The 16,997-nt window shown below is 70.3% G+C and carries 17 protein-coding genes; 8 read left to right on the top strand and 9 right to left on the bottom strand.

Features of this window, described 5'->3' with window-relative positions; genetic code table 11:
* Positions 1-571: DUF6149 family protein (locus DJ70_RS10445; protein WP_094532757.1), on the bottom strand; the 571-nt coding region annotated here is incomplete at its 3' end.
* A gap of 172 nt (positions 572-743) precedes the next feature.
* On the opposite strand from DJ70_RS10445, the gene DJ70_RS10440 reads away from it, so the two are divergent.
* The 5 genes from DJ70_RS10440 to DJ70_RS10420 all read left to right on the top strand — a co-directional run bounded on the left by DJ70_RS10440 (position 744) and on the right by DJ70_RS10420 (position 5,865).
* Entirely contained in the window at positions 744-1,982 is a 1,239-nt protein-coding gene (locus DJ70_RS10440) for an NAD(P)/FAD-dependent oxidoreductase (protein WP_094532755.1), read from the top strand.
* An 85-nt stretch (positions 1,983-2,067) separates the two neighbouring features.
* Positions 2,068-4,272, top strand: a complete 2,205-nt coding sequence (locus tag DJ70_RS10435) for a PAS domain S-box protein (RefSeq protein WP_094532753.1) — start codon at positions 2,068-2,070, stop codon at positions 4,270-4,272.
* 52 nt (positions 4,273-4,324) lie between these two features.
* A complete protein-coding gene (locus DJ70_RS10430) occupies positions 4,325-4,540 on the top strand; it encodes a hypothetical protein (protein ID WP_245810813.1) in 216 nt (71 codons plus the stop codon).
* Positions 4,541-4,648: 108 nt separating this feature from the next.
* Positions 4,649-5,062 carry a DUF7124 domain-containing protein gene (locus tag DJ70_RS10425; RefSeq protein WP_094532752.1) on the top strand — a complete coding sequence of 138 codons (414 nt, stop codon included), beginning with the start codon at positions 4,649-4,651 and terminating at the stop codon, positions 5,060-5,062.
* Positions 5,063-5,139: 77 nt separating this feature from the next.
* Positions 5,140-5,865 (top strand): MogA/MoaB family molybdenum cofactor biosynthesis protein, encoded by a 726-nt coding sequence (locus DJ70_RS10420; protein WP_094532750.1) that lies wholly within the window; start codon positions 5,140-5,142, stop codon positions 5,863-5,865.
* Positions 5,866-5,892: 27 nt separating this feature from the next.
* Here DJ70_RS10420 and DJ70_RS10415 read toward each other — a convergent pair whose 3' ends face one another.
* Both DJ70_RS10415 and DJ70_RS10410 read right to left on the bottom strand, forming a co-directional pair.
* The gene (locus DJ70_RS10415) at positions 5,893-6,099 is read right to left on the bottom strand and encodes a hypothetical protein (RefSeq protein ID WP_094532748.1); all 207 of its coding nucleotides are present in this window, start codon (positions 6,097-6,099) and stop codon (positions 5,893-5,895) included.
* A gap of 66 nt (positions 6,100-6,165) precedes the next feature.
* Positions 6,166-6,483 (bottom strand): BolA family protein, encoded by a 318-nt coding sequence (locus DJ70_RS10410; RefSeq protein ID WP_094532746.1) that lies wholly within the window; start codon positions 6,481-6,483, stop codon positions 6,166-6,168.
* Positions 6,484-6,644: 161 nt separating this feature from the next.
* Here DJ70_RS10410 and DJ70_RS10405 point away from each other — a divergent pair, with 161 nt between their 5' ends.
* On the top strand, positions 6,645-9,005 hold the full coding sequence (locus DJ70_RS10405; protein ID WP_094532744.1) for an amino acid permease: 2,361 nt from the start codon (positions 6,645-6,647) through the stop codon (positions 9,003-9,005).
* On the opposite strand, the gene deoC is transcribed toward DJ70_RS10405, so the two are convergent.
* The 3 genes from deoC to DJ70_RS10390 all read right to left on the bottom strand — a co-directional run bounded on the left by deoC (position 9,002) and on the right by DJ70_RS10390 (position 11,382).
* The gene (gene deoC / locus DJ70_RS10400) at positions 9,002-9,661 is read right to left on the bottom strand and encodes a deoxyribose-phosphate aldolase (RefSeq protein WP_094532742.1); all 660 of its coding nucleotides are present in this window, start codon (positions 9,659-9,661) and stop codon (positions 9,002-9,004) included. The genes DJ70_RS10405 and deoC overlap by 4 nt on opposite strands.
* Positions 9,662-9,749: 88 nt before the next feature.
* Complete coding sequence (locus tag DJ70_RS10395) at positions 9,750-10,670, bottom strand: DMT family transporter (RefSeq protein ID WP_094532740.1); 921 nt, start codon at positions 10,668-10,670, stop codon at positions 9,750-9,752.
* A gap of 55 nt (positions 10,671-10,725) precedes the next feature.
* The gene (locus DJ70_RS10390) at positions 10,726-11,382 is read right to left on the bottom strand and encodes an ArsR/SmtB family transcription factor (RefSeq protein WP_094532738.1); all 657 of its coding nucleotides are present in this window, start codon (positions 11,380-11,382) and stop codon (positions 10,726-10,728) included.
* Between the two features lie 159 nt (positions 11,383-11,541).
* Between DJ70_RS10390 and gpmI the strand changes: the two genes are divergently transcribed.
* Both gpmI and DJ70_RS10380 read left to right on the top strand, forming a co-directional pair.
* Entirely contained in the window at positions 11,542-13,125 is a 1,584-nt protein-coding gene (gpmI, locus tag DJ70_RS10385) for a 2,3-bisphosphoglycerate-independent phosphoglycerate mutase (RefSeq protein ID WP_094532736.1), read from the top strand.
* Positions 13,126-13,188: 63 nt separating this feature from the next.
* Complete coding sequence (locus DJ70_RS10380; RefSeq protein WP_094532734.1) at positions 13,189-14,331, top strand: thiolase family protein; 1,143 nt, start codon at positions 13,189-13,191, stop codon at positions 14,329-14,331.
* A gap of 64 nt (positions 14,332-14,395) precedes the next feature.
* On the opposite strand, the gene DJ70_RS10375 is transcribed toward DJ70_RS10380, so the two are convergent.
* The 3 genes from DJ70_RS10375 to DJ70_RS10365 all read right to left on the bottom strand — a co-directional run bounded on the left by DJ70_RS10375 (position 14,396) and on the right by DJ70_RS10365 (position 16,893).
* Positions 14,396-15,436 carry a dipeptide epimerase gene (locus DJ70_RS10375; RefSeq protein ID WP_094532732.1) on the bottom strand — a complete coding sequence of 347 codons (1,041 nt, stop codon included), beginning with the start codon at positions 15,434-15,436 and terminating at the stop codon, positions 14,396-14,398.
* Positions 15,433-16,488, bottom strand: coding sequence for a DUF1611 domain-containing protein (locus DJ70_RS10370; protein WP_094532731.1), 1,056 nt, complete (start codon positions 16,486-16,488; stop codon positions 15,433-15,435). Before DJ70_RS10370 ends, DJ70_RS10375 begins: the two co-directional genes overlap by 4 nt.
* An 87-nt stretch (positions 16,489-16,575) precedes the next feature.
* Positions 16,576-16,893 carry a DUF5785 family protein gene (locus tag DJ70_RS10365; RefSeq protein WP_094532729.1) on the bottom strand — a complete coding sequence of 106 codons (318 nt, stop codon included), beginning with the start codon at positions 16,891-16,893 and terminating at the stop codon, positions 16,576-16,578.
* Positions 16,894-16,997 lie beyond the last annotated feature (104 nt).

Here is a 16,997-nt window from a genome sequence, read left to right as displayed (position 1 = left end):
GGCCGGGCGCGACGGCGGGGTCGACCTCCTCGGGCTCGTCGGTGTCGCCGCCGACGACCGTCTCGCCGTCGTCGGTCTCCACGTAGACGTCGTCGGCGAAGCCGGCGAGCGCGTTCTCGTACTCCGCCGTCTCGAGCCGCTCCGGGGTCTCCGGCGCGTCCGCGATCCCGGCCGCCGGGCGGAACCCGCCGAGCGGATCGTCGATCGTGATCCCGTGGTCCGAGAAGAACGTCTCGTACCGGCGGTAGTGCTCCTCCAGCTCGTCGCCGGGGATCTCCATCATCTCCGTCCAGCCGTGGTTGAAGAAGTCGAAGTTGGCCTGGACGTGGGTGATCTCGCGGGCCTCGGCCTCCGGGAAGCCGGCCTCGAGGGCGGCGACGTACGCGTCCATGGTCGCGTCGAAGAAGTCGTCGAGGTGGTCCCTGCGCTCCTCGCGCCGCTCCTCGTCGGCCTTGTTGAGGAAGATGCTCGTGTGTAGGTCGACGAGCTTGTCGTTGGCGACGTCGCCGACCACCGGGGTCGTAAGCGCCTTCTTCGCGGCCCAGTGGCGGATGTTCTGCCGGATCTTCATACGCGTCGTTGGGTCGGGACGGCCTTGAATCTGTGGCGATGACGGCGCGATCCGACGGCCGATCCGCCGGACGGAGCGGTCGGGAACGTCGAACCGCTGGGCGAGCCAGGGACTATCACGGTTCTGAACGCGGATGACAATCCACATTAACCCCCAATCCGAAACGCCGCCCATGAGCGATTCGTACGTGATCGTCGGGGACGGGATCGCGGGGGCCTCCGCCGCCGAGACCCTCCGCGAGGAAGCGCCTGACGCCGAGATCACGGTCATCACCGAGGAGGGGGAGTCCCTCTACAACCGGATCCTGATAAAGGAGTTCGCGAAGGGGAAGCTCCCGGAGGCGCCCATCTCGATCCACGACGAGTCGTGGTACGACGACCACGACGTCGACCTCCGCTTGAACACGCTGGTCGTCGACGTCGACGTCGAGAACGACGCGGTCCGGACCCACGAGGGGGAGACGATCGAGTACGACTCGCTGCTGCTGGCGATCGGCGGGACGCCCCAGCAGCTCCCCGTGGGGAACGCGGACGCGGAGGGGATCCACCACTTCTGGACGTTCCAGGACGCCCGGAAGATCAAGGAGAGCGTGGAGGACGCCGACCGGGGCGTCATCGTCGGCGCGGGGCTGCTCGGCATCGACTTCGCGGCGATCTGCGGCGCACAGGACGTGGAGGCAAAGTACCTGATGCGCGGCGACTCCTGGTGGCGCTACGCCCTCTCGACGGAGGGCGCGGAGATCATGCACGAGGCGATGCGCGAGCGCGGCGTCGAGCCCGTCTTCGACTCCGGCGTGGACCGCTTCGAGGTCGACGACGACGGCCACGTGGAGGCGGCCGTCGACCCCAACGGCGAGCGGTACGAGTGCGACTTCGCCGGCGTGGCGATCGGGCTGGACTTCAACACGGAGATCCTCGAGGACACGCCCATCGAGACCGACGACGGGGTCGTCGTCGACGAGTACATGCGGACGAACGTGGACAACGTGTTCGCCGCCGGCGACATCACGGAGTTCCACGACACGATCCTCGGCGAGCGCGCACAGAACGGCGCGTGGGGGTCGGCCAAGGAGCAGGGGACGATCGCCGCTCACAACATGATCGACCACGGCAGCGAGCCCTTCGAGTGGGTCTCCTCGTACTCGATCACGCACTTCGATTTCCCGTTCCTCTCCTTCGGTCACCCGACGCTCGGGGACGACTCGGTGGAGGCCACCACCGCCGAGGGCGAGTGGCGACGCGTCGCGCTGAAGGACGGCCGGATCGTCGGCGGCGTGCTCATCGGCGACCTCTCCCCGCAGTCGGCGTTCAAACAGCTGATGCGCGAGAAACGCGACGTGAGCGGTCAGACGGACCTGCTCATGGAGCCCGGCTTCTCCGTCGACGACCTCGCCGCGTCGACCGAGCACTGACCGGCGTTCGCGGACCTCGGGCGCGTTCCCGGTTTCGGACGGGAGCCAGTACCTTTTCACGTCACCCTCGCTTGATCGATCGGTAATGCCACGTCACGCCGACGACCGACCGGACCCGTTCGACGACGGGTTCCTCGCGTCGTTCGTCGAGGGGAGTTCCGACCCGGTGATCTCGCTCGACGGGGAGGGAACGGTCGTCTACGCGAACCCGGCGGTCGGGTCGGTGCTCGGGTACGCGCCGGCGGATCTCGTCGGTCGGCGGCTCGCGGCGCTGATCCCGGAAGCGACCGCCGATCGGCGCGCGCGTTCCCTCCGGGATCGGCTCGAGGAGCCCGAGCGGCTCGTCGGCGAGGGAACCGTCACGATCCCGCTCGCGGGCGCGGGCGACGACGTTCACACCTTCTCGGTCAGGTTTCACGACCACGAGGCCGAGGGGCTGCGCGTCTACACCGGCGGCTTCCGGGAGCGGAGCGAGGGCGACGGGGGACGGGAGCTTCGGACGTTCCGGAACCTGATCGAGCAGGCGGGCCACGCGATCTACGTCACGGACACCGACGGGACGATCGAGTACGTCAACCCGGCGTTCACGGAACACACGGGCTACGAGGCCGAGGAGGTCATCGGCGAGACGCCGGCGATACTCAACTCCGGGGAGATGTCCGAGGAGTACTTCGCGTCGCTGTGGGAGACGATCCGCGCGGGCGAGGTGTGGGAGGAGGAGATCGTCGACCGCCGCAAGGACGGCGAGACGTACCACGCCCACCAGACGATCGCGCCGGTGCTCGACGACGCGGGGACCGTCTCGCGGTTCGTCGCCATCCAGACGGACGTCACCGAGCGGAAGGCGGCCGTGGGGAGGCTGAAGCAGTACCAGGACATCGTCGAGCAGCTCGACGAACCCATCCTGTTACAGAACCGCGACGGCGAGTTCGAACTGCTCAACGAGGCCGTAAGCGACTTCGCCGGCGTGCCGCGCGAGGAGCTGTACGGCACGGACGAGTTCGCGTTCATGGATCCGGAGACGGCGGCGACGATCGACGACCGGCGCGAGGAGGTGCTCGAGACGGAGGAGACCGTCGACTACGAGGTGTCGCCGACGTTCGAGTCGAGCGGGCGGGAGGCGACCTTCAGCACGCGACGGTACCCCTACTACGACGGCGACGGCGACCTCGCGGGGACGTTCGCGATCTGTCGGGACGTGACCGAGATCAAGACGCGCGAGCGGGAGCTGGAGCAGTTCGAACGGGCCATCGACGGCGCGACCGACCTGATCGCCGCCGTCGACCGGGACGGACAGTTCCTCTTCGCCAACCGGCAGTACCGGACGTACCACGACATCGAGGAGACGGACGTGAACGGGCTCTCGCTGACCGAGGTCGTCGACGACGAGCAGTATCCCGACGTGAAACGCCACGTCGACCGGGCGCTCCGCGGGGAGTCGGTCGAGTACCGGACGACGCGAACCCACCCCGACCGGGGCACCCGTACCTTCGACGTGCGCTACTACCCGCTCGAGGCGTCGGAGGACGAGGACGCCGTGGCCGGGGTCGTCGGGGTCCTTCGGGACGTGACGGACAGCGAGAACCGGGCCACACAGCTCCAGGTCGTCGACCGGGTGCTCCAACACAACCTCCGCAACGCCGTGACCGTGATCCGCGGGCGGGCGGAACAGATCGCCGGGCGGGGGACGGAACGAACCGACGCCGCCGGTCGCGATCCCGACGAGCTCGCCGAGGCGGCGTCCTACATCGTCTCGCGTGCCGACGAGCTCCTGACGACGAGCGAGAAGGTCCACCACATCACCGAGGTGCTGAGCGATCCCCCGGACGTGGAGGCGGTCGACCTCGGTCGGACGGTCGACCAGCTCGTCGCGGCGACCGACTCGGAGTTCGCGGCGGCGACGATCTCCGCGTCGACGCCGGCGGCGGGCGAGGCGGTCGCGTCCGCGACCGGGTGGATCGACCGGGCGATAGAGGAGCTGATCCACAACGCGGTCGTCCACCACGACCGCGATCGTCCCTCGATCGAGGTCGCCGTCGAGACGACGGCGGAGACGGTGAGGGTCGAGGTCGTCGACGACGGCCCCGGCCTGAACGGGATGAACCGCGACGTGTTGGAGACCGGTCGCGCCGTCGACGCGCTGTATCACGGCAGCGGACTGGGACTGTGGCTGGTGTACTGGGTGCTCCAGCAGTCCGGCGGGTCGGCGACGGTGGCGGACGCCGATCCCCGCGGGACGGTCGTCACGGTCACGCTGCCGCGTCGCGACGGTTCCGCCGTCGGCTCGTGAGCGACGTCCTCCGCTCGAAAGAGTTAACAAGAACCGTGACAACTACTAACACATGGCGCTTCGGAAGGAGGGACGACGGATGCGGCTGCGTCGCACCGGGCGGGTGCCGTCCGACGCGCGGGTCCGACACTACGACGAGCTCGACGAGGCGACGCAGGCCGCCGTCGCCGAGTTGGCGGACCGACCGCGGACCGCCCCGAAGTCGGGCGACCTCGAGGACGGCGACGTCGTGAAGTTCACCGAGTACTACCGGATCCGGGCCCGCTGACCCGGCGGCGACCGTCGCGCCCGCTCGGCTCCGTCCCGTCAGGACTCGGGGGCCGCGACCCGTGTGCGAAGCGAAGTCGTTTTCGCCCGCGACGCGAAACGTGAACGCATGGACAGCGGCGGATCAAGCGACATGACGTTGGCGTTCGAACTGGAGGCGCTGAAGGCACTCGCCGACCCGAACGCCGTGTTCAGCGGCGCTCGACAGTGGACGGAGTACGTCGGGGTCGTAAGCGAGAAACCCACCTACGTCGTCACGAACTTCACCCGGAAACACCGCGTCCGACAGGACTTCTTCTCCGGGCCGCGCGGCGTCGAGGAGAGCCTGGAGAACATCAGGAGCCAGTTCGACACCGACCGGCACGTCTTCGTCGGCGTCGACGACGGCGACGCCGCGGTCGCGGAGGCGACCGACTGGGAGTTCCTCCACGTCGAGGACGCGGCGGAGGCCGCCGGCTGGACGCTGGCGACCCCGGAGGAGACGGAGGACGTCGAGGAGTCGTCCCGCGACGACTGGCCCTGAGTCGTTCCCGCCCGAAGGCGGTCCGCGCCCGGCCGGCGACGAGTGCTGTTTTCACCCGCCCCAACGAACGGGCGACCATGAGCGACGACGGTCAGCCATCCGATCGCGACGCCGAGCACGACGACGGCCACGAACATGACCACCACCACGACGACCACGGCCACGACGACCACGACCACGACCACCATGGTCACCACCACGACCACGACCACCATGGCCACGACGACCACGACCACGACCACCACGGCCACCACCACGACCACGACGCGGAGAGCGTCGCGGTCGCGGTCGTCACCGTCTCCTCGTCCCGATCCCTCGAGGAGGACGCCTCCGGCGACCGGCTCGTCGAGACGTTCGAGGACGCGGGACACGAGGTGGCCGTTCGCGAGCTCGTCGACGACGACTTCGACGGGATCCAGGGCACCGTCGACCGGCTCGCGCGACGCGAGGACACCGACGCCATCGTGACGACCGGCGGCACGGGCGTGACCCCCGACGACGTCACGCCCGAGGCGGTCGCCCCGCTCTTCGAGAAGACGCTCCCCGGCTTCGGCGAGCTGTTCCGCCGGCTCTCCGCCGAGGAGGTCGGCACCCGGACCGTCGGCTCCCGCGCGACCGCGGGCGTCGTCGACGGCACCGTCGTCTGCTGTCTCCCCGGATCGGAGAACGCGGTCCGGCTCGGCGTCGAGGAGATCGTCCTTCCGGAGATCGGCCACCTCGCCGGGTTGGCCGACCGGGACGCGGACTCGTCGGACTCCGACGGCGACGACGATGGCGACGCCGACGACGCCGACGAGGAGTGACCCGCCCGTCGACTCCGCCCCGCGGCGTCAGTCCCCGTCCCGGCCCGCCACCCGGCCGGCGAGCGCGATCAACCCGCCGTTCAGCACGAGGAAGGCGACGACGACGACGCCGAACGCGGGATCGATACGGCTCGCGCGGCGGTAGACGCCGACGAGAAACAGCAGGACGACAGGCACCACGACCGGCCAGGAGGCGTCCTCGAGGCGCTCGAGCGTGGAGGGCGACGGGCGCATACGCGGTCGACGGCCGCGGGGACCGAAAAGCTCCCGGACGGCGTGCCTGCTCGACTCCGCGCCACCCTACTCGACCGGGAGCAACCCCGCCGACCGGAGGTCGTCGTCGAGGGCCCCGTCGCCGTGCTCGGCGTACGCCTCGGGCGTGTACGTCTTGATCTCCAGCGCGTGGACCGACCGGGTCATGTGGTCGCCGACGGCGTCGTACACGCGCTGGTGCTGGTCGACGAGCGACTCGCCCTCGAAGGCTGGCGAGACGACGACCGCCGCGAAGTGGGCGTCCTCGTCCTCGTCGTCGTGGATCCGCGGCGTGCTCACCCGCGCGACCGACTCGGGGATCCCCGACTCGATCAGCTCCTCGACCCGTGCCGTATCGATGGTCATGCCGTTCCGTCCGCGTCGGACGGCCAAAAACGGACCGGGAGCGTCCCGCGGACGAACGAACCGCCTAAATCCCTAGCCGAGAGAGTGTGGCACATGACCCCGCGTAGTTCGAAGCGAGTCGTGTCGATCGTCGACGACGACGTCACGACGGAGGGTCGCACGTGAGCGGCGACGAGGAGCTCGCGAAGGACCTCGGCCCCCTCGCGGCGCTCACGATCGGGATCGGCACCATGATCGGTGCCGGCATCTTCGTGCTGCCCGGCACCGCGGTCGCGCGTGCCGGTCCGCTCGCGGCGGCGACGTTCGTTCTCGGCGGCGTGATAGCCTTATTCACCGCGCTTTCGGCCTCCGAACTCGGCACGGCGATGCCGAAGTCCGGCGGCGCGTACTTCTACGTCAACCGGGCGCTCGGCCCGCTGTTCGGCTCGATCGCCGGCTGGGCGAACTGGCTCGGGCTCGCGTTCGCCTCGGCGTTCTACATGTACGGCTTCGGCGAGTACGTCAACGCCCTCGTGGGGCTCGGGCCGGTCGGTATCGGGCCGCTCACGCTCGAGGCCGCCCAAGTGATCGGGCTCGCGGGCGCGCTGTTGTTCATCGCCGTCAACTACTTCGGCGCCAAGGAGACCGGCGGCCTCCAGATCGTCATCGTCATGTCGCTTCTGGGGATCCTCGCGGTCTTCACCGTCGTCGGACTGTTGAACGCGGAGATGGAGTCGCTGCGGCCGATCGCCCCGCCGGGGACGCCGGGGGAGGTGTTGCCCGTCACCGGGATCATCTTCGTCTCGTATCTGGGGTTCGTCCAGATCACCTCGGTCGCGGAGGAGATCAAGAACCCCGGTCGCAACCTCCCGCTCGCGGTGCTCGGCTCGGTTGTGGTCGTCACCCTCGTGTACGCGCTGTTCCTCGTCGTGTTGCTCGCGGCGGTGCCGAACGAGCTCGTCGCGAACAACGAGACCGCGGTCGTCGACGCCGCGAGGCTGCTGTTCGGCAACTACACGGTGTTCGGCTACTCGCTCGGCGCGGTCGGCGCCGGGATGCTGTTGATCGGCGGGCTGCTCGCGACCGCCTCCTCGGCGAACGCGTCGATCCTCTCCTCGTCGCGGATCAACTTCGCGATGGGGCGCGAGAAGATCGTCACGCCGACGCTCAACGAGATCCACGACCGGTTCGGCACGCCGTACAAGTCGATCGGTCTCACCGGCGCCCTCATTCTCGTGTTCCTCGTCGCCGGCGGCGTCGAGTCGCTGTCGACGATGGGCTCCGTGCTCCACCTCGTCGTCTACGGCCTGCTCAACCTCGCGCTCATCGTGATGCGCGAGTCCGGCGTCGAGGGGTACGATCCGGACTTCGAGGTGCCGCTGTACCCGATCGTCCCGCTCGTCGGCGCGGTCTCCTCCTTCGCGCTGATCGTCTACATCGAGCCGACGATCATCATGATCTCGCTCGGCCTCGTCGTCTTCGCCGTGCTCTGGTATCTGGTGTACGCCCGCTCGCGGGTGGAGTCGCGGGGCGTGTTGGGGTCGTGGGTGCTCGATCGCTCGGAGGAGCTTCCCAAACCGGCGGTGTCGGCGGCGACCTCCGTCCAGCCGAGCGGCGGCGACTATCGAGTGATGGTGCCGCTCGCGAACCCCGCGACCGAGGAGCACCTGATCACGCTCGCCTCCGCGCTCGCCAAACGCCACGACGGCACCGTCGTCGCGGTCAACATCGCGAACGTGCCGGACCAGACGTCGCTCGAGGCGGCCCGCGATCGGGGCGCACACGACGCCGCCCACGACCTGCTCGACCGAGCCAAGGAGGACGCCGAGACGTTCGGCGTCGACGTGGAGACCCACGTCGTTCTCTCCCACCGCGTGTTCGAGGAGGTGTTCGACGCCGCGCGAACCTACGGCGCGGACCTGACCGTGATGGGCTGGGGCGAGGACTCCCACGGGGCGCCCGGCCGGGCCGAGTCGGCGATCGACGAGCTCGCCCACTCGCTGCCGTGTGACTTCCTCGTGTTCCGCGACCGCGGGCTCGACCCCTCGCGGGTCCTCGTCCCGACCGCCGGCGGCCCCGACTCGGAGCTGTCGGCCGCGGTCGCCCGAACCCTCCAGATCGAGTTCGACGCCGAGGTCACGCTGCTCCACGTCGCCGACGACCGGGCGGAGGGCGAGGCGTTCCTCGCGTCGTGGGCGGCCGACAACGGCCTCGAGGACGCGGAGCTCCGCGTCGAGTCCGGCGACGTTCAATCGCGCATCGGGGAGGCGGCCCGCGACGCGACCCTGCTCGTGATCGGCGCGACGGAGAAGGGCCTCCTCTCGCGGCTGGTTCGCGGCTCGCTCGTGCTCGACGTCCTCTACGACGTCGAGTGTTCGGTCCTGATAGCCGAGAAGCGGCACGACCGCGGCCTCCTCGACCGGCTGTTCGGGTCCGGATCCCGCGACCGCGACGACTCGTACGCGGAGGTCGGCGTCGAGACCGAGCCGAGAACTCCCTCGGTCGAGGGAGGCAACGGGGACGGGACCGACGCGGACGACTAACCCTTCCGCTCTCCAGCGGCCTCCGGCGCGCCGTCGAGGATCGCGACCCCCGAGGAGGCGCCGATCCGCGCCGCGCCGGCCTCGACCATGGCCATCGCCTGCTCGTAGGTGCCGACGCCGCCGGAGGCTTTCACCGGAAGGTACTCGCTCATCAGCTCCACGTCGGGAACCGTCGCGCCGCCGTCGGCGAAGCCGGTCGACGTCTTCACCATGTCGGCGTCGGCGTCGACCGCCGCCTCGCAGGCGCGGCGCTTCTCGGCGTCGGTCAGGAGCGCGGTCTCGATGATGACCTTCACCGGGATCGGGACGGCGGCGACGACCTCGGCTATCTCGGTCGCCACCGCGGCGTCCTCGCCGGCCGTCAGCCGCCCGACGTTGATCACGAGGTCGATCTCGTCGGCCCCGTCCTCCCAGGCGGCCACCGCCTCGTCGCGTTTGGTCTCCATCGACGACTGCCCGTGTGGAAACCCGACGACGGTCGCGATCGCGTTGGGGTCCGCGTCGTGATCGGCCGCCTCGCCGAGGTAACACGGCGGGATACAGACGTTCATTCCGTGCCTGTCGGCCTCCGTGAGGACGCGTTCGACGTCCGCGGGCGTCGTCGTCGGGCCGAGCACGGTGTGGTCGATCCGGGCGGCGAGTTCCTCGCGGTTCATACCGGCGACTCGTGTGGACGCGACAAAGGCCTGCTGGGTCCGGGCGGTCCGTGCCGGCGAACCGGTTCCCGCGATCGGAACGGCGGGATCACGACACCACGCCCCGCCGCCGGAGCTCGTCGCGGATCGCCGCCCGCTTGACGAGCAGGAAGCCACAACAGATGAGCAGGAACCCGGCGATCGTGTTCGGGGTGAGCCCCTCGTCCAACACGAGCCAGCCGGAGAGCGCCGCGAAGACGGGCGCGACGTAGGAGACGAGGTTGATCTCGATCGGCCCGAGCCGGTCGAGGAGGCGGAAGTAGACGAGGTAGCCGAAGCCGCTCGCGAACACCGCGAGGTAGCCGAGCGCGAGGAGCGCGTCGGTCGTCCAGACGATCGCGGCCATCGACTCGCCGAGGCCGACCGCGACGACGTGCATGATCGCCGCGCCGAACAGCATCGACCACGCCTCCATGGTCTCTATCTCCATGCCGACGTCGAGCGCGCGCGTGAGCACGGACCCGAGCGCGAACGACGCGGCCGCCAGGAACACGAGGAACTTCGCGACGGTGCCGCCGGCCGCGAGGTTCGCGGGGTCGGGCGCGGCCAGCACCCCCGCGCCGGCGAGTCCGACGAGCAGGCCGGCGACGCCGAGGACCGTCAGTCGTTCGGAGGGGAGAAACGCCCGCGCGAACACCGTCGTCAACACCGGCGAGAGGCCGACCGTGACCGACGCGACCGCGCTCGTCACCTCGGGATCGGTCTGTCCGATGAACAGGAAGGCGTGGTAGGCGGCGATGAGCAACACCGCGCCGACGCCGACGAGCGTCCACTCGCCGCGGCCGCGCGGGACGGGGTCGTCGACGACGTAGGCCGCGTACGCGAGCATGACGACGCCCGCGACGTCGTACCGGATCGCGGCGAACAACACCGGCGGGAAGTACGCCAACCCGGCGTTGATCGCCATGAACGCCGACCCCCACACCGCGGCGAGGAGCAGGAACAACGAGAGGTTTCGGTAGCGGCTCACGTCGCCACTGCGTCGGCCGGCAGTCAAAAGCTTCCGAAAGCGGCCGCCGCCGCCGTCATCGGATCCGGAACCGCTCCTCGTCGCGGGTGACGACCCCGACGTCCGCGAGCCGCCAGAGGGCGTCGACGACGGCGTCCTCGGGCGCGCCGACCTCGTCGACGACCGCCTCGACGGAGCCGTCCGTCTCGGACAGCGCGGCGAGGACCGCGGCGTAGAACCGGCTATCCGCCTCCGTACCGAGCCGCTCGTCGATCTCAGCGAGCGCGTCCTCGACGCGCCCATGGACCCATCGCTTGGCCACCGACAGCTCCCGGTCGAGCTCGCGGAGCCGACCGTACTCGGCCGCGAGGTCGGCGATCTCGTCGCCGCCGTCCCCGTCGGGGGCCTCGATCGAGAGGTGTGGACACCGTCCGGACATGTCGAGGCTGTTGCTGGCGGGGTAGGCGCTCTTCGCGCCGAAGCCGTACGGCGAGACGCTCACCTCGAGCCGCAGGCTCCGCGTGATCCGGAAGTACTTCCGCCGCTGGTCGTCCGTTGTCGACTCGATCAGCCCGGCCTCCTCGAGCTTGCGGAGGTGGTCGATGACCGCCTTGGGGCTCACGCCGAGGTACTCCGAGATCTCCGTGACGTAACAGGGTTTCTCGGCGAGCAGCCGGAGGATGCGTCGCCGGTTCTCGTTGCCGAGGAGATCGAGCAGTACCGCGGAGTCCATTAACGTATGGTTAGCGTCGGACCGACAAAAGGTTGGCTTCCCGCACTCGGTCGATCCCGACGGACGGAGCCGCTCCGGCCCGACGTCCCGTCTCCGGGCCGTCCCGACGCCGACGCCCCGGAACGAAGGCTAATTACCTCCCGGCGGGGAGTGTGGGGTATGCGAACTGCGCTCGTCGTACTCGACGGCTGGGGCCTCGGCCGCGACTCGCCACACCGGACCGGCCTCGAGCCGGCGGATCCCCACGTTCCGGACACGCAGGGACGCGACGCGGTCTCGGCCGCCGACACCCCGACGTTCGACGACGCGGCCGACCGGGGGGCGTCCGGGTCGCTCGTCGTCCACGGTCGGCGCGTGGGGCTCCCCGACGGACAGATGGGCAACTCCGAGGTCGGCCACCTCAACATCGGCGCGGGGCGGGTCGTCAAGCAGGCGTACACCCGCATCACGGACGCGCTCGCCGAGAGGACGTTCGCCGACAACGACGCGCTCGCGTCGGCGTTCGATCGCGTCGCGGAGACCGGCGGCCGGGTCCACTTCATGGGGCTCGTCTCCGACGGGGGCGTCCACTCGCACGTCTCGCATCTGGAGGCGCTCATCGACGCGGCCGCCGAGGCGGGCGTGCCGGCGACGACCCACGCGTTCACCGACGGCCGCGACACCGCCCCGGAGATCGCGGACGAGTTCCTCGCGTCGGTCGAGGAGCACGCCGCGGACCGCGGGACGGGGGCGGTCGCGACCGTGACCGGCCGGTACCACGCGATGGACCGCGACGAGAACTGGGAGCGGACGAAACGCGCCTACGACGCGATCGTGAACCGCGACGCGCCACACGAGGCCGAGTCGGCGGTCGCGGCCGCCCGCGAGGCGCACGCTCGCGGTGAGACGGACGAGTTCGTCGAGCCGACGCTCGTCTCCGGCGCGCCCGCCCTCGAGGACGGCGACGCCGTCGTCTTCTTCAACTTCCGGGCGGACCGCGCGCGCCAGCTGGTCCGGCTGCTCACCGACACGGAGCCGGACTGGGGGTTCGACCCGGACCAGCCGGACGTCGAGCTGGTGACCATGACGGAGTACGACGAGACGTTCGAGTTTCCGGTGGCGTTCCCGCCAGAGATCCCGACGAACACGGTCGGCGAGGTCGTCTCGGAGGCGGGCGGGACCCAGCTCCGCATCGCCGAGTCGGAGAAGTACCCGCACGTCACCTACTTCCTCAACGGCGGCCGGGAGGTGGAGTTCCCCGGCGAGTTGCGCTCCATCGTCGAGAGCCCGGACGTCCCGACCTACGACTTACGGCCCGAGATGTCGGCGCGGGAGGTCACCGACGAGGCCGTCGAGACCATCGCGTCCGACGACCCGGACCTGTTGGTGTTGAACTACGCGAACCCGGACATGGTGGGTCACACCGGCGACTTCGAGGCGGCCGTCGCGGCGGTCGAGGCGGTCGACCGGCAGCTCGCCCGGCTGCTCGCCGCCGTCGCCGACGCCGGCGGCCACGCGGTCGTCACCGCCGACCACGGCAACGCCGACGACATGGGGACGATCGAGGACCCCCACACCGCCCACACCTACAACCCCGTCCCGTTCGTCTACCTGACGCCCGAGGGCGACGACGGCGGCCGCGAGGTACGGGCGGGCGGGTCGCTGCGTGACGTCGCTCCGACCGTGCTGGAGACCATGGGGATCGACCGTCCGGCGGAGATGACCGGCGAGAGCCTGCTCTCCGATCCCGATCGTAAACCGTAAACTCCGGGCGGATTCCTTCGGGTTCCACGCCGTTTTAAGCCCGTCACGACTCTCCGTTCGGGCATGACCGACGACACGACGCCGGTGATCGCGGCCGCGTACCGAACGCCACAGGGGAGAGACGGGGGCGTCTTCGCCGACGTCCGCAGCGAGGACCTCTCGATCCGGCTCGTCGACCACCTCCTCGCGGAGACGGGTCTCTCGAGCGACCACGTCGACGACCTCATGTGGGGGGTCGCCCAGCAGCGGACCGAACAGGACAACAACGTCGCGCGCGTCATCGCGCTCCTCTCCGAACTCGGCGAGTCGGTGCCCGCGACCTCGATCAACCGGTGGTGCGCCTCCTCGATGCAGGCCGTCATCTCCGCGGCCGACGCGGTCGCCGCGGGCAACCGTGACTGTGTCGTCGCCGGCGGCGTCGAGAACATGAGCCGCGTCCCGATGGACGGCGACTCCTACCAGCACCTCCACCCGGAGCTGTCGGAGCGGTACAACGTCTTCCAGCTCCAGATGGGGATGACGGCGGAGAAGGTCGCGGAGGAGTACGACGTGAGCCGGGAGGCACAGGACGCGTACGCCGCCCGGAGCCACCGGCGCGCCGCCGAGGCGACCGAGTCGGGGCGCTTCGACGACGAGATCGTTCCCGTGGAAACGGAGGACGGACTGATCGAGGAGGACGAGGGGATCCGCCCCGACACGACCCCCGAGAAGCTCGCGGAGCTGCCGCCGGCGTTCACGGGCGACGGGACGGTCACCGCCGGGAACGCCTCGCAGATCTCCGACGGCGCGGCGCTGACCCTCGTGACGAGCCGCGCGTTCGCCGAGGACCACGGGCTGGACGTGCTCGCGGAGGTCGGAACCAACGCGGTCGCCGGCGTCGACCCCACCGTGATGGGGATCGGGCCGGTCCCCGCGACCCGGAACCTGCTCGAGCGGGCAGGGACGACGGTCGACGACTACGACCTCGTCGAGCTCAACGAGGCGTTCGCCTCCCAGTGTGAGTACGCCCGCCGGGAGCTCGGGATCGACGAGGAGATCTACAACGTCAACGGCGGCGCGATCGCGATCGGTCACCCGCTCGGGGCCTCCGGCGCGCGCCTTCCCGTCACCCTGCTCCACGAGATGGAGAAACGCGACGCGGAGCGCGGGCTCGCGACGCTGTGTGTCGGGTTCGGCCAGGGGGCCGCGATCGAGTTCCTGCGGTAGTCGGCCGGGCGCGAACGGGCGCCGGCCGTTCGTTGACGGCGGCCGGCGAAGGAGGTCCTCCCGGTTACCGCTCGACCGCGCCGGTTCCGGCACGGTCGACGTCGTCGAGCGGGATCGCGCCGCCGGCGAGGTCGGGACCGTCGAAGGGGTCCTCGGCGAGCAGCAGCGAGCCGTCGAGGTCGGCGTAGTCCAGGAGCGGCGCGAGGTGGGTCGCGGCCGCGATCGAGGCGTTGGACTCGACCATACAGCCGAGCATCACCTCGAGGCCGTGCGAGCGCGCGGTCGCGATCGCCCGCCGCGCCTCCAGGAGTCCGCCCGTCTTCATCAGCTTCAGGTTCGCGATGTCACACCGGTCGGCGATCCGCGGGACGTCGGCGGCGACCACGCAGGACTCGTCGGCGGCGATCGGCAGCGCGGAACGCTCGTAGGCGAACTTCAGGCCCTCCGGGTCCTCGGCGGGCACCGGCTGCTCGATGAACTCCACGCCCAGCTCCGCGAGCCACTCGCTCTTCTCGACCGTCTCGCGGGGCGTCCACGCCTCGTTGGCGTCGACGCGGATCGTCGCGTCGGGCGCGGCCGCCCGAACCGTCTCGACGATCTCGCGGTCGCGGTCCCCGCCGAGTTTCACCTTCAGGATCGGGTAGCCGGCGTCGGCGGCGTCCGCGGCCTTCTCGCGGATCCGCTCCGTGGTGTCGATCCCGACGGTGAAGGAGGTGTCCGGCGTCGCCGTCGCGTCGAGGCCCCACAGCCGGTAGAGGGGGACGCCGAGCCGCTTCGCGGCCAGGTCGTGGAGCGCGATCGAGACCGCACAGCGGGCGGCCGGGTTGTCCTGAACGACCTCCCGCATCCGCGACTCGATCGTCGTGAGCGCGTGCGGGTCGCCGATCTCCTCGACGACCGAGAGGAGGCCGGGCAACACCGCCTCGACCGTGTCCGCGGTCTCGCCGTAGTGTCGCGCGGGGGCCGCGCCGCCGACGCCCGTCGTCCCCGCGTCGTCGGTCACGCGGACGATCAGGTTCTCGGCCTCGGTCTGGGTGCCCCGCGAGATCGTGAACGGCTCCTCGAGCTCCATCGCGACCCGTTCGAAGGCGGTCTCGAGGCTCATTCCTCGAGCACCCCGTCGACGATGCCGTCGACGATCCGGTCGGCGCCGTGCCGGACGGGATCGGCCGCGGGAACCCCGACCTCCTCGCCGAACGCGTCGACGATCGACCCGGCCTCGTCGTCGTCAGCCACGTCCTTCGTGTTGACCGCGCCCGCGACGACCTCGGTCTCGTGGACCGGCTCCGCGAGGTCCTCGTAGAGGTCGACGTAGTCGGCGAACGGCGGGAGCTCGAAGGACTCGTAGCCGTGGATCGCCTCGCGGCCGGCGGCGTGACAGAGCACGAGCCCGTCGGCCATCGAGCCATGGAGGATCCCGCAGGTGACCGCCGAGTAGGCGGGGTGGATGATCGTCCCCTGCCCCTCGACGACGAGCAGGTCGTGGTCGTCGCCGATCTCGAGGATCAGGTCCTCGACCGCGCCGGCGGTGAAGTCGGAAATGACGCGGTCGATCGGGTTCCCCCAGCCCGCGATCATGATCCCCGTCTGGCCGGTGGGAACGAACGCGGCGTCGATACCGCGCTCGCGGGCGGCCTCGACGATCTCGAGGGAGGCCGTCATCTTGCCCACGGAGCAGTCCGTCCCGACCGTGAGCACCACGTCGGCGTCGACGTCGGCGGAGCGACCGGTCGCGACGCCCAGGTCCTCCGGCGGGTCGCGGACGTCGCGCAGCTCGACGCCGTGGTCGGCCGCGAGCTCCGCGAACTCCTCGTCCTCGTTGAGGAAGTAGTGGAGCCCGCTCACCACGTCACAGCCCGCCGCGATCGCGGCGCGCACGTCGTCGCGCCAGGTCTCGTCGAACCCGCCGCCGATCGGCGCGATGCCGATGTAGAGGGCGTCGATCCCGCCTTCGGACGCGGCGAGCGCGTCCTCGAAGGACTCGACGATCGGCGCGTCGGGCAGGGTGGAGTCGTGGTCGGCGACGCGGTCGCCGGCGCGGTCGCGGTCGAGGATCGCCTCGATCGCCTGGTCGCCGTAGCGCATGACGCCGAGGGCGGTCTTCGCTTCGTCCGGAAACTTCTCGTGTGCGAGAACGGCTATGCGTTCGCTGCTCATGTCCGGTCGGTCACCGCGGGGTGGCTTAAATGGGACGGAGCCGGATCGGGGTCGTCGGCGACGCCGCCCCGCCGACGGATCGCGCGGCTACGCCGAGCCGCCGACGAACCGGTCCGCGCCCTCGTAGAACCAGTAGCCGTTCTCGCGCATCGCCCGGCCAAGCTCCCGGTGGAACTCGACGAAGTCCGCGAACTCCTCCGTTTCGACCCCCTCGAAGATCTCCTCGACGGAGACGACGGTCTCGTAGTCGATCCGGATCGGGTGGTCGCCGTACTCCTCGACGTAGTCGGCCGCCGAGAGCGGGAAGTCCTCCTCCTCGTCGACCTTCTTCGCGAGCACCGCGTGGCCGTACTGCCGCATGCCCTCGCTCCCCTTCTCGCCGTCGGGGTCGTGTGGCCAGTCCATACCTCGGGTTCGCCGGCTGTGCGGATAGTGGTTACGGAGCCGGCGCCCCCTCGTTCCGACCCGGACGCTCGCGCGTCCTCGTGGAGACCGGGCCGGACGGGATC

Origin of the sequence: Halorubrum halodurans, assembly GCF_002252985.1 — an archaeon.
In the GTDB taxonomy this organism is placed as follows: Archaea; Halobacteriota; Halobacteria; order Halobacteriales; family Haloferacaceae; genus Halorubrum; species Halorubrum halodurans.
The sequence above is the reverse complement of the archived record's forward strand: the minus strand, read 5'-3'. Positions and strand labels throughout refer to the sequence as shown.

Bases quoted from the DNA above. Each gene is read 5' to 3' on its own strand.
- DJ70_RS10440 (WP_094532755.1), top strand. From the start codon at position 744: ATGAGCGATTCGTACGTGATCGTCGGGGACGGGATCGCGGGGGCCTCC.
- DJ70_RS10435 (WP_094532753.1), top strand. From the start codon at position 2,068: ATGCCACGTCACGCCGACGACCGACCGGACCCGTTCGACGACGGGTTC.
- DJ70_RS10430 (WP_245810813.1), top strand. From the start codon at position 4,325: ATGGCGCTTCGGAAGGAGGGACGACGGATGCGGCTGCGTCGCACCGGG.
- DJ70_RS10425 (WP_094532752.1), top strand. From the start codon at position 4,649: ATGGACAGCGGCGGATCAAGCGACATGACGTTGGCGTTCGAACTGGAG.
- DJ70_RS10420 (WP_094532750.1), top strand. From the start codon at position 5,140: ATGAGCGACGACGGTCAGCCATCCGATCGCGACGCCGAGCACGACGAC.
- DJ70_RS10415 (WP_094532748.1), bottom strand. From the start codon at position 6,099: ATGCGCCCGTCGCCCTCCACGCTCGAGCGCCTCGAGGACGCCTCCTGG.
- DJ70_RS10410 (WP_094532746.1), bottom strand. From the start codon at position 6,483: ATGACCATCGATACGGCACGGGTCGAGGAGCTGATCGAGTCGGGGATC.
- deoC (WP_094532742.1), bottom strand. From the start codon at position 9,661: ATGAACCGCGAGGAACTCGCCGCCCGGATCGACCACACCGTGCTCGGC.
- DJ70_RS10390 (WP_094532738.1), bottom strand. From the start codon at position 11,382: ATGGACTCCGCGGTACTGCTCGATCTCCTCGGCAACGAGAACCGGCGA.
- gpmI (WP_094532736.1), top strand. From the start codon at position 11,542: ATGCGAACTGCGCTCGTCGTACTCGACGGCTGGGGCCTCGGCCGCGAC.
- DJ70_RS10380 (WP_094532734.1), top strand. From the start codon at position 13,189: ATGACCGACGACACGACGCCGGTGATCGCGGCCGCGTACCGAACGCCA.
- DJ70_RS10375 (WP_094532732.1), bottom strand. From the start codon at position 15,436: ATGAGCCTCGAGACCGCCTTCGAACGGGTCGCGATGGAGCTCGAGGAG.
- DJ70_RS10370 (WP_094532731.1), bottom strand. From the start codon at position 16,488: ATGAGCAGCGAACGCATAGCCGTTCTCGCACACGAGAAGTTTCCGGAC.
- DJ70_RS10365 (WP_094532729.1), bottom strand. From the start codon at position 16,893: ATGGACTGGCCACACGACCCCGACGGCGAGAAGGGGAGCGAGGGCATG.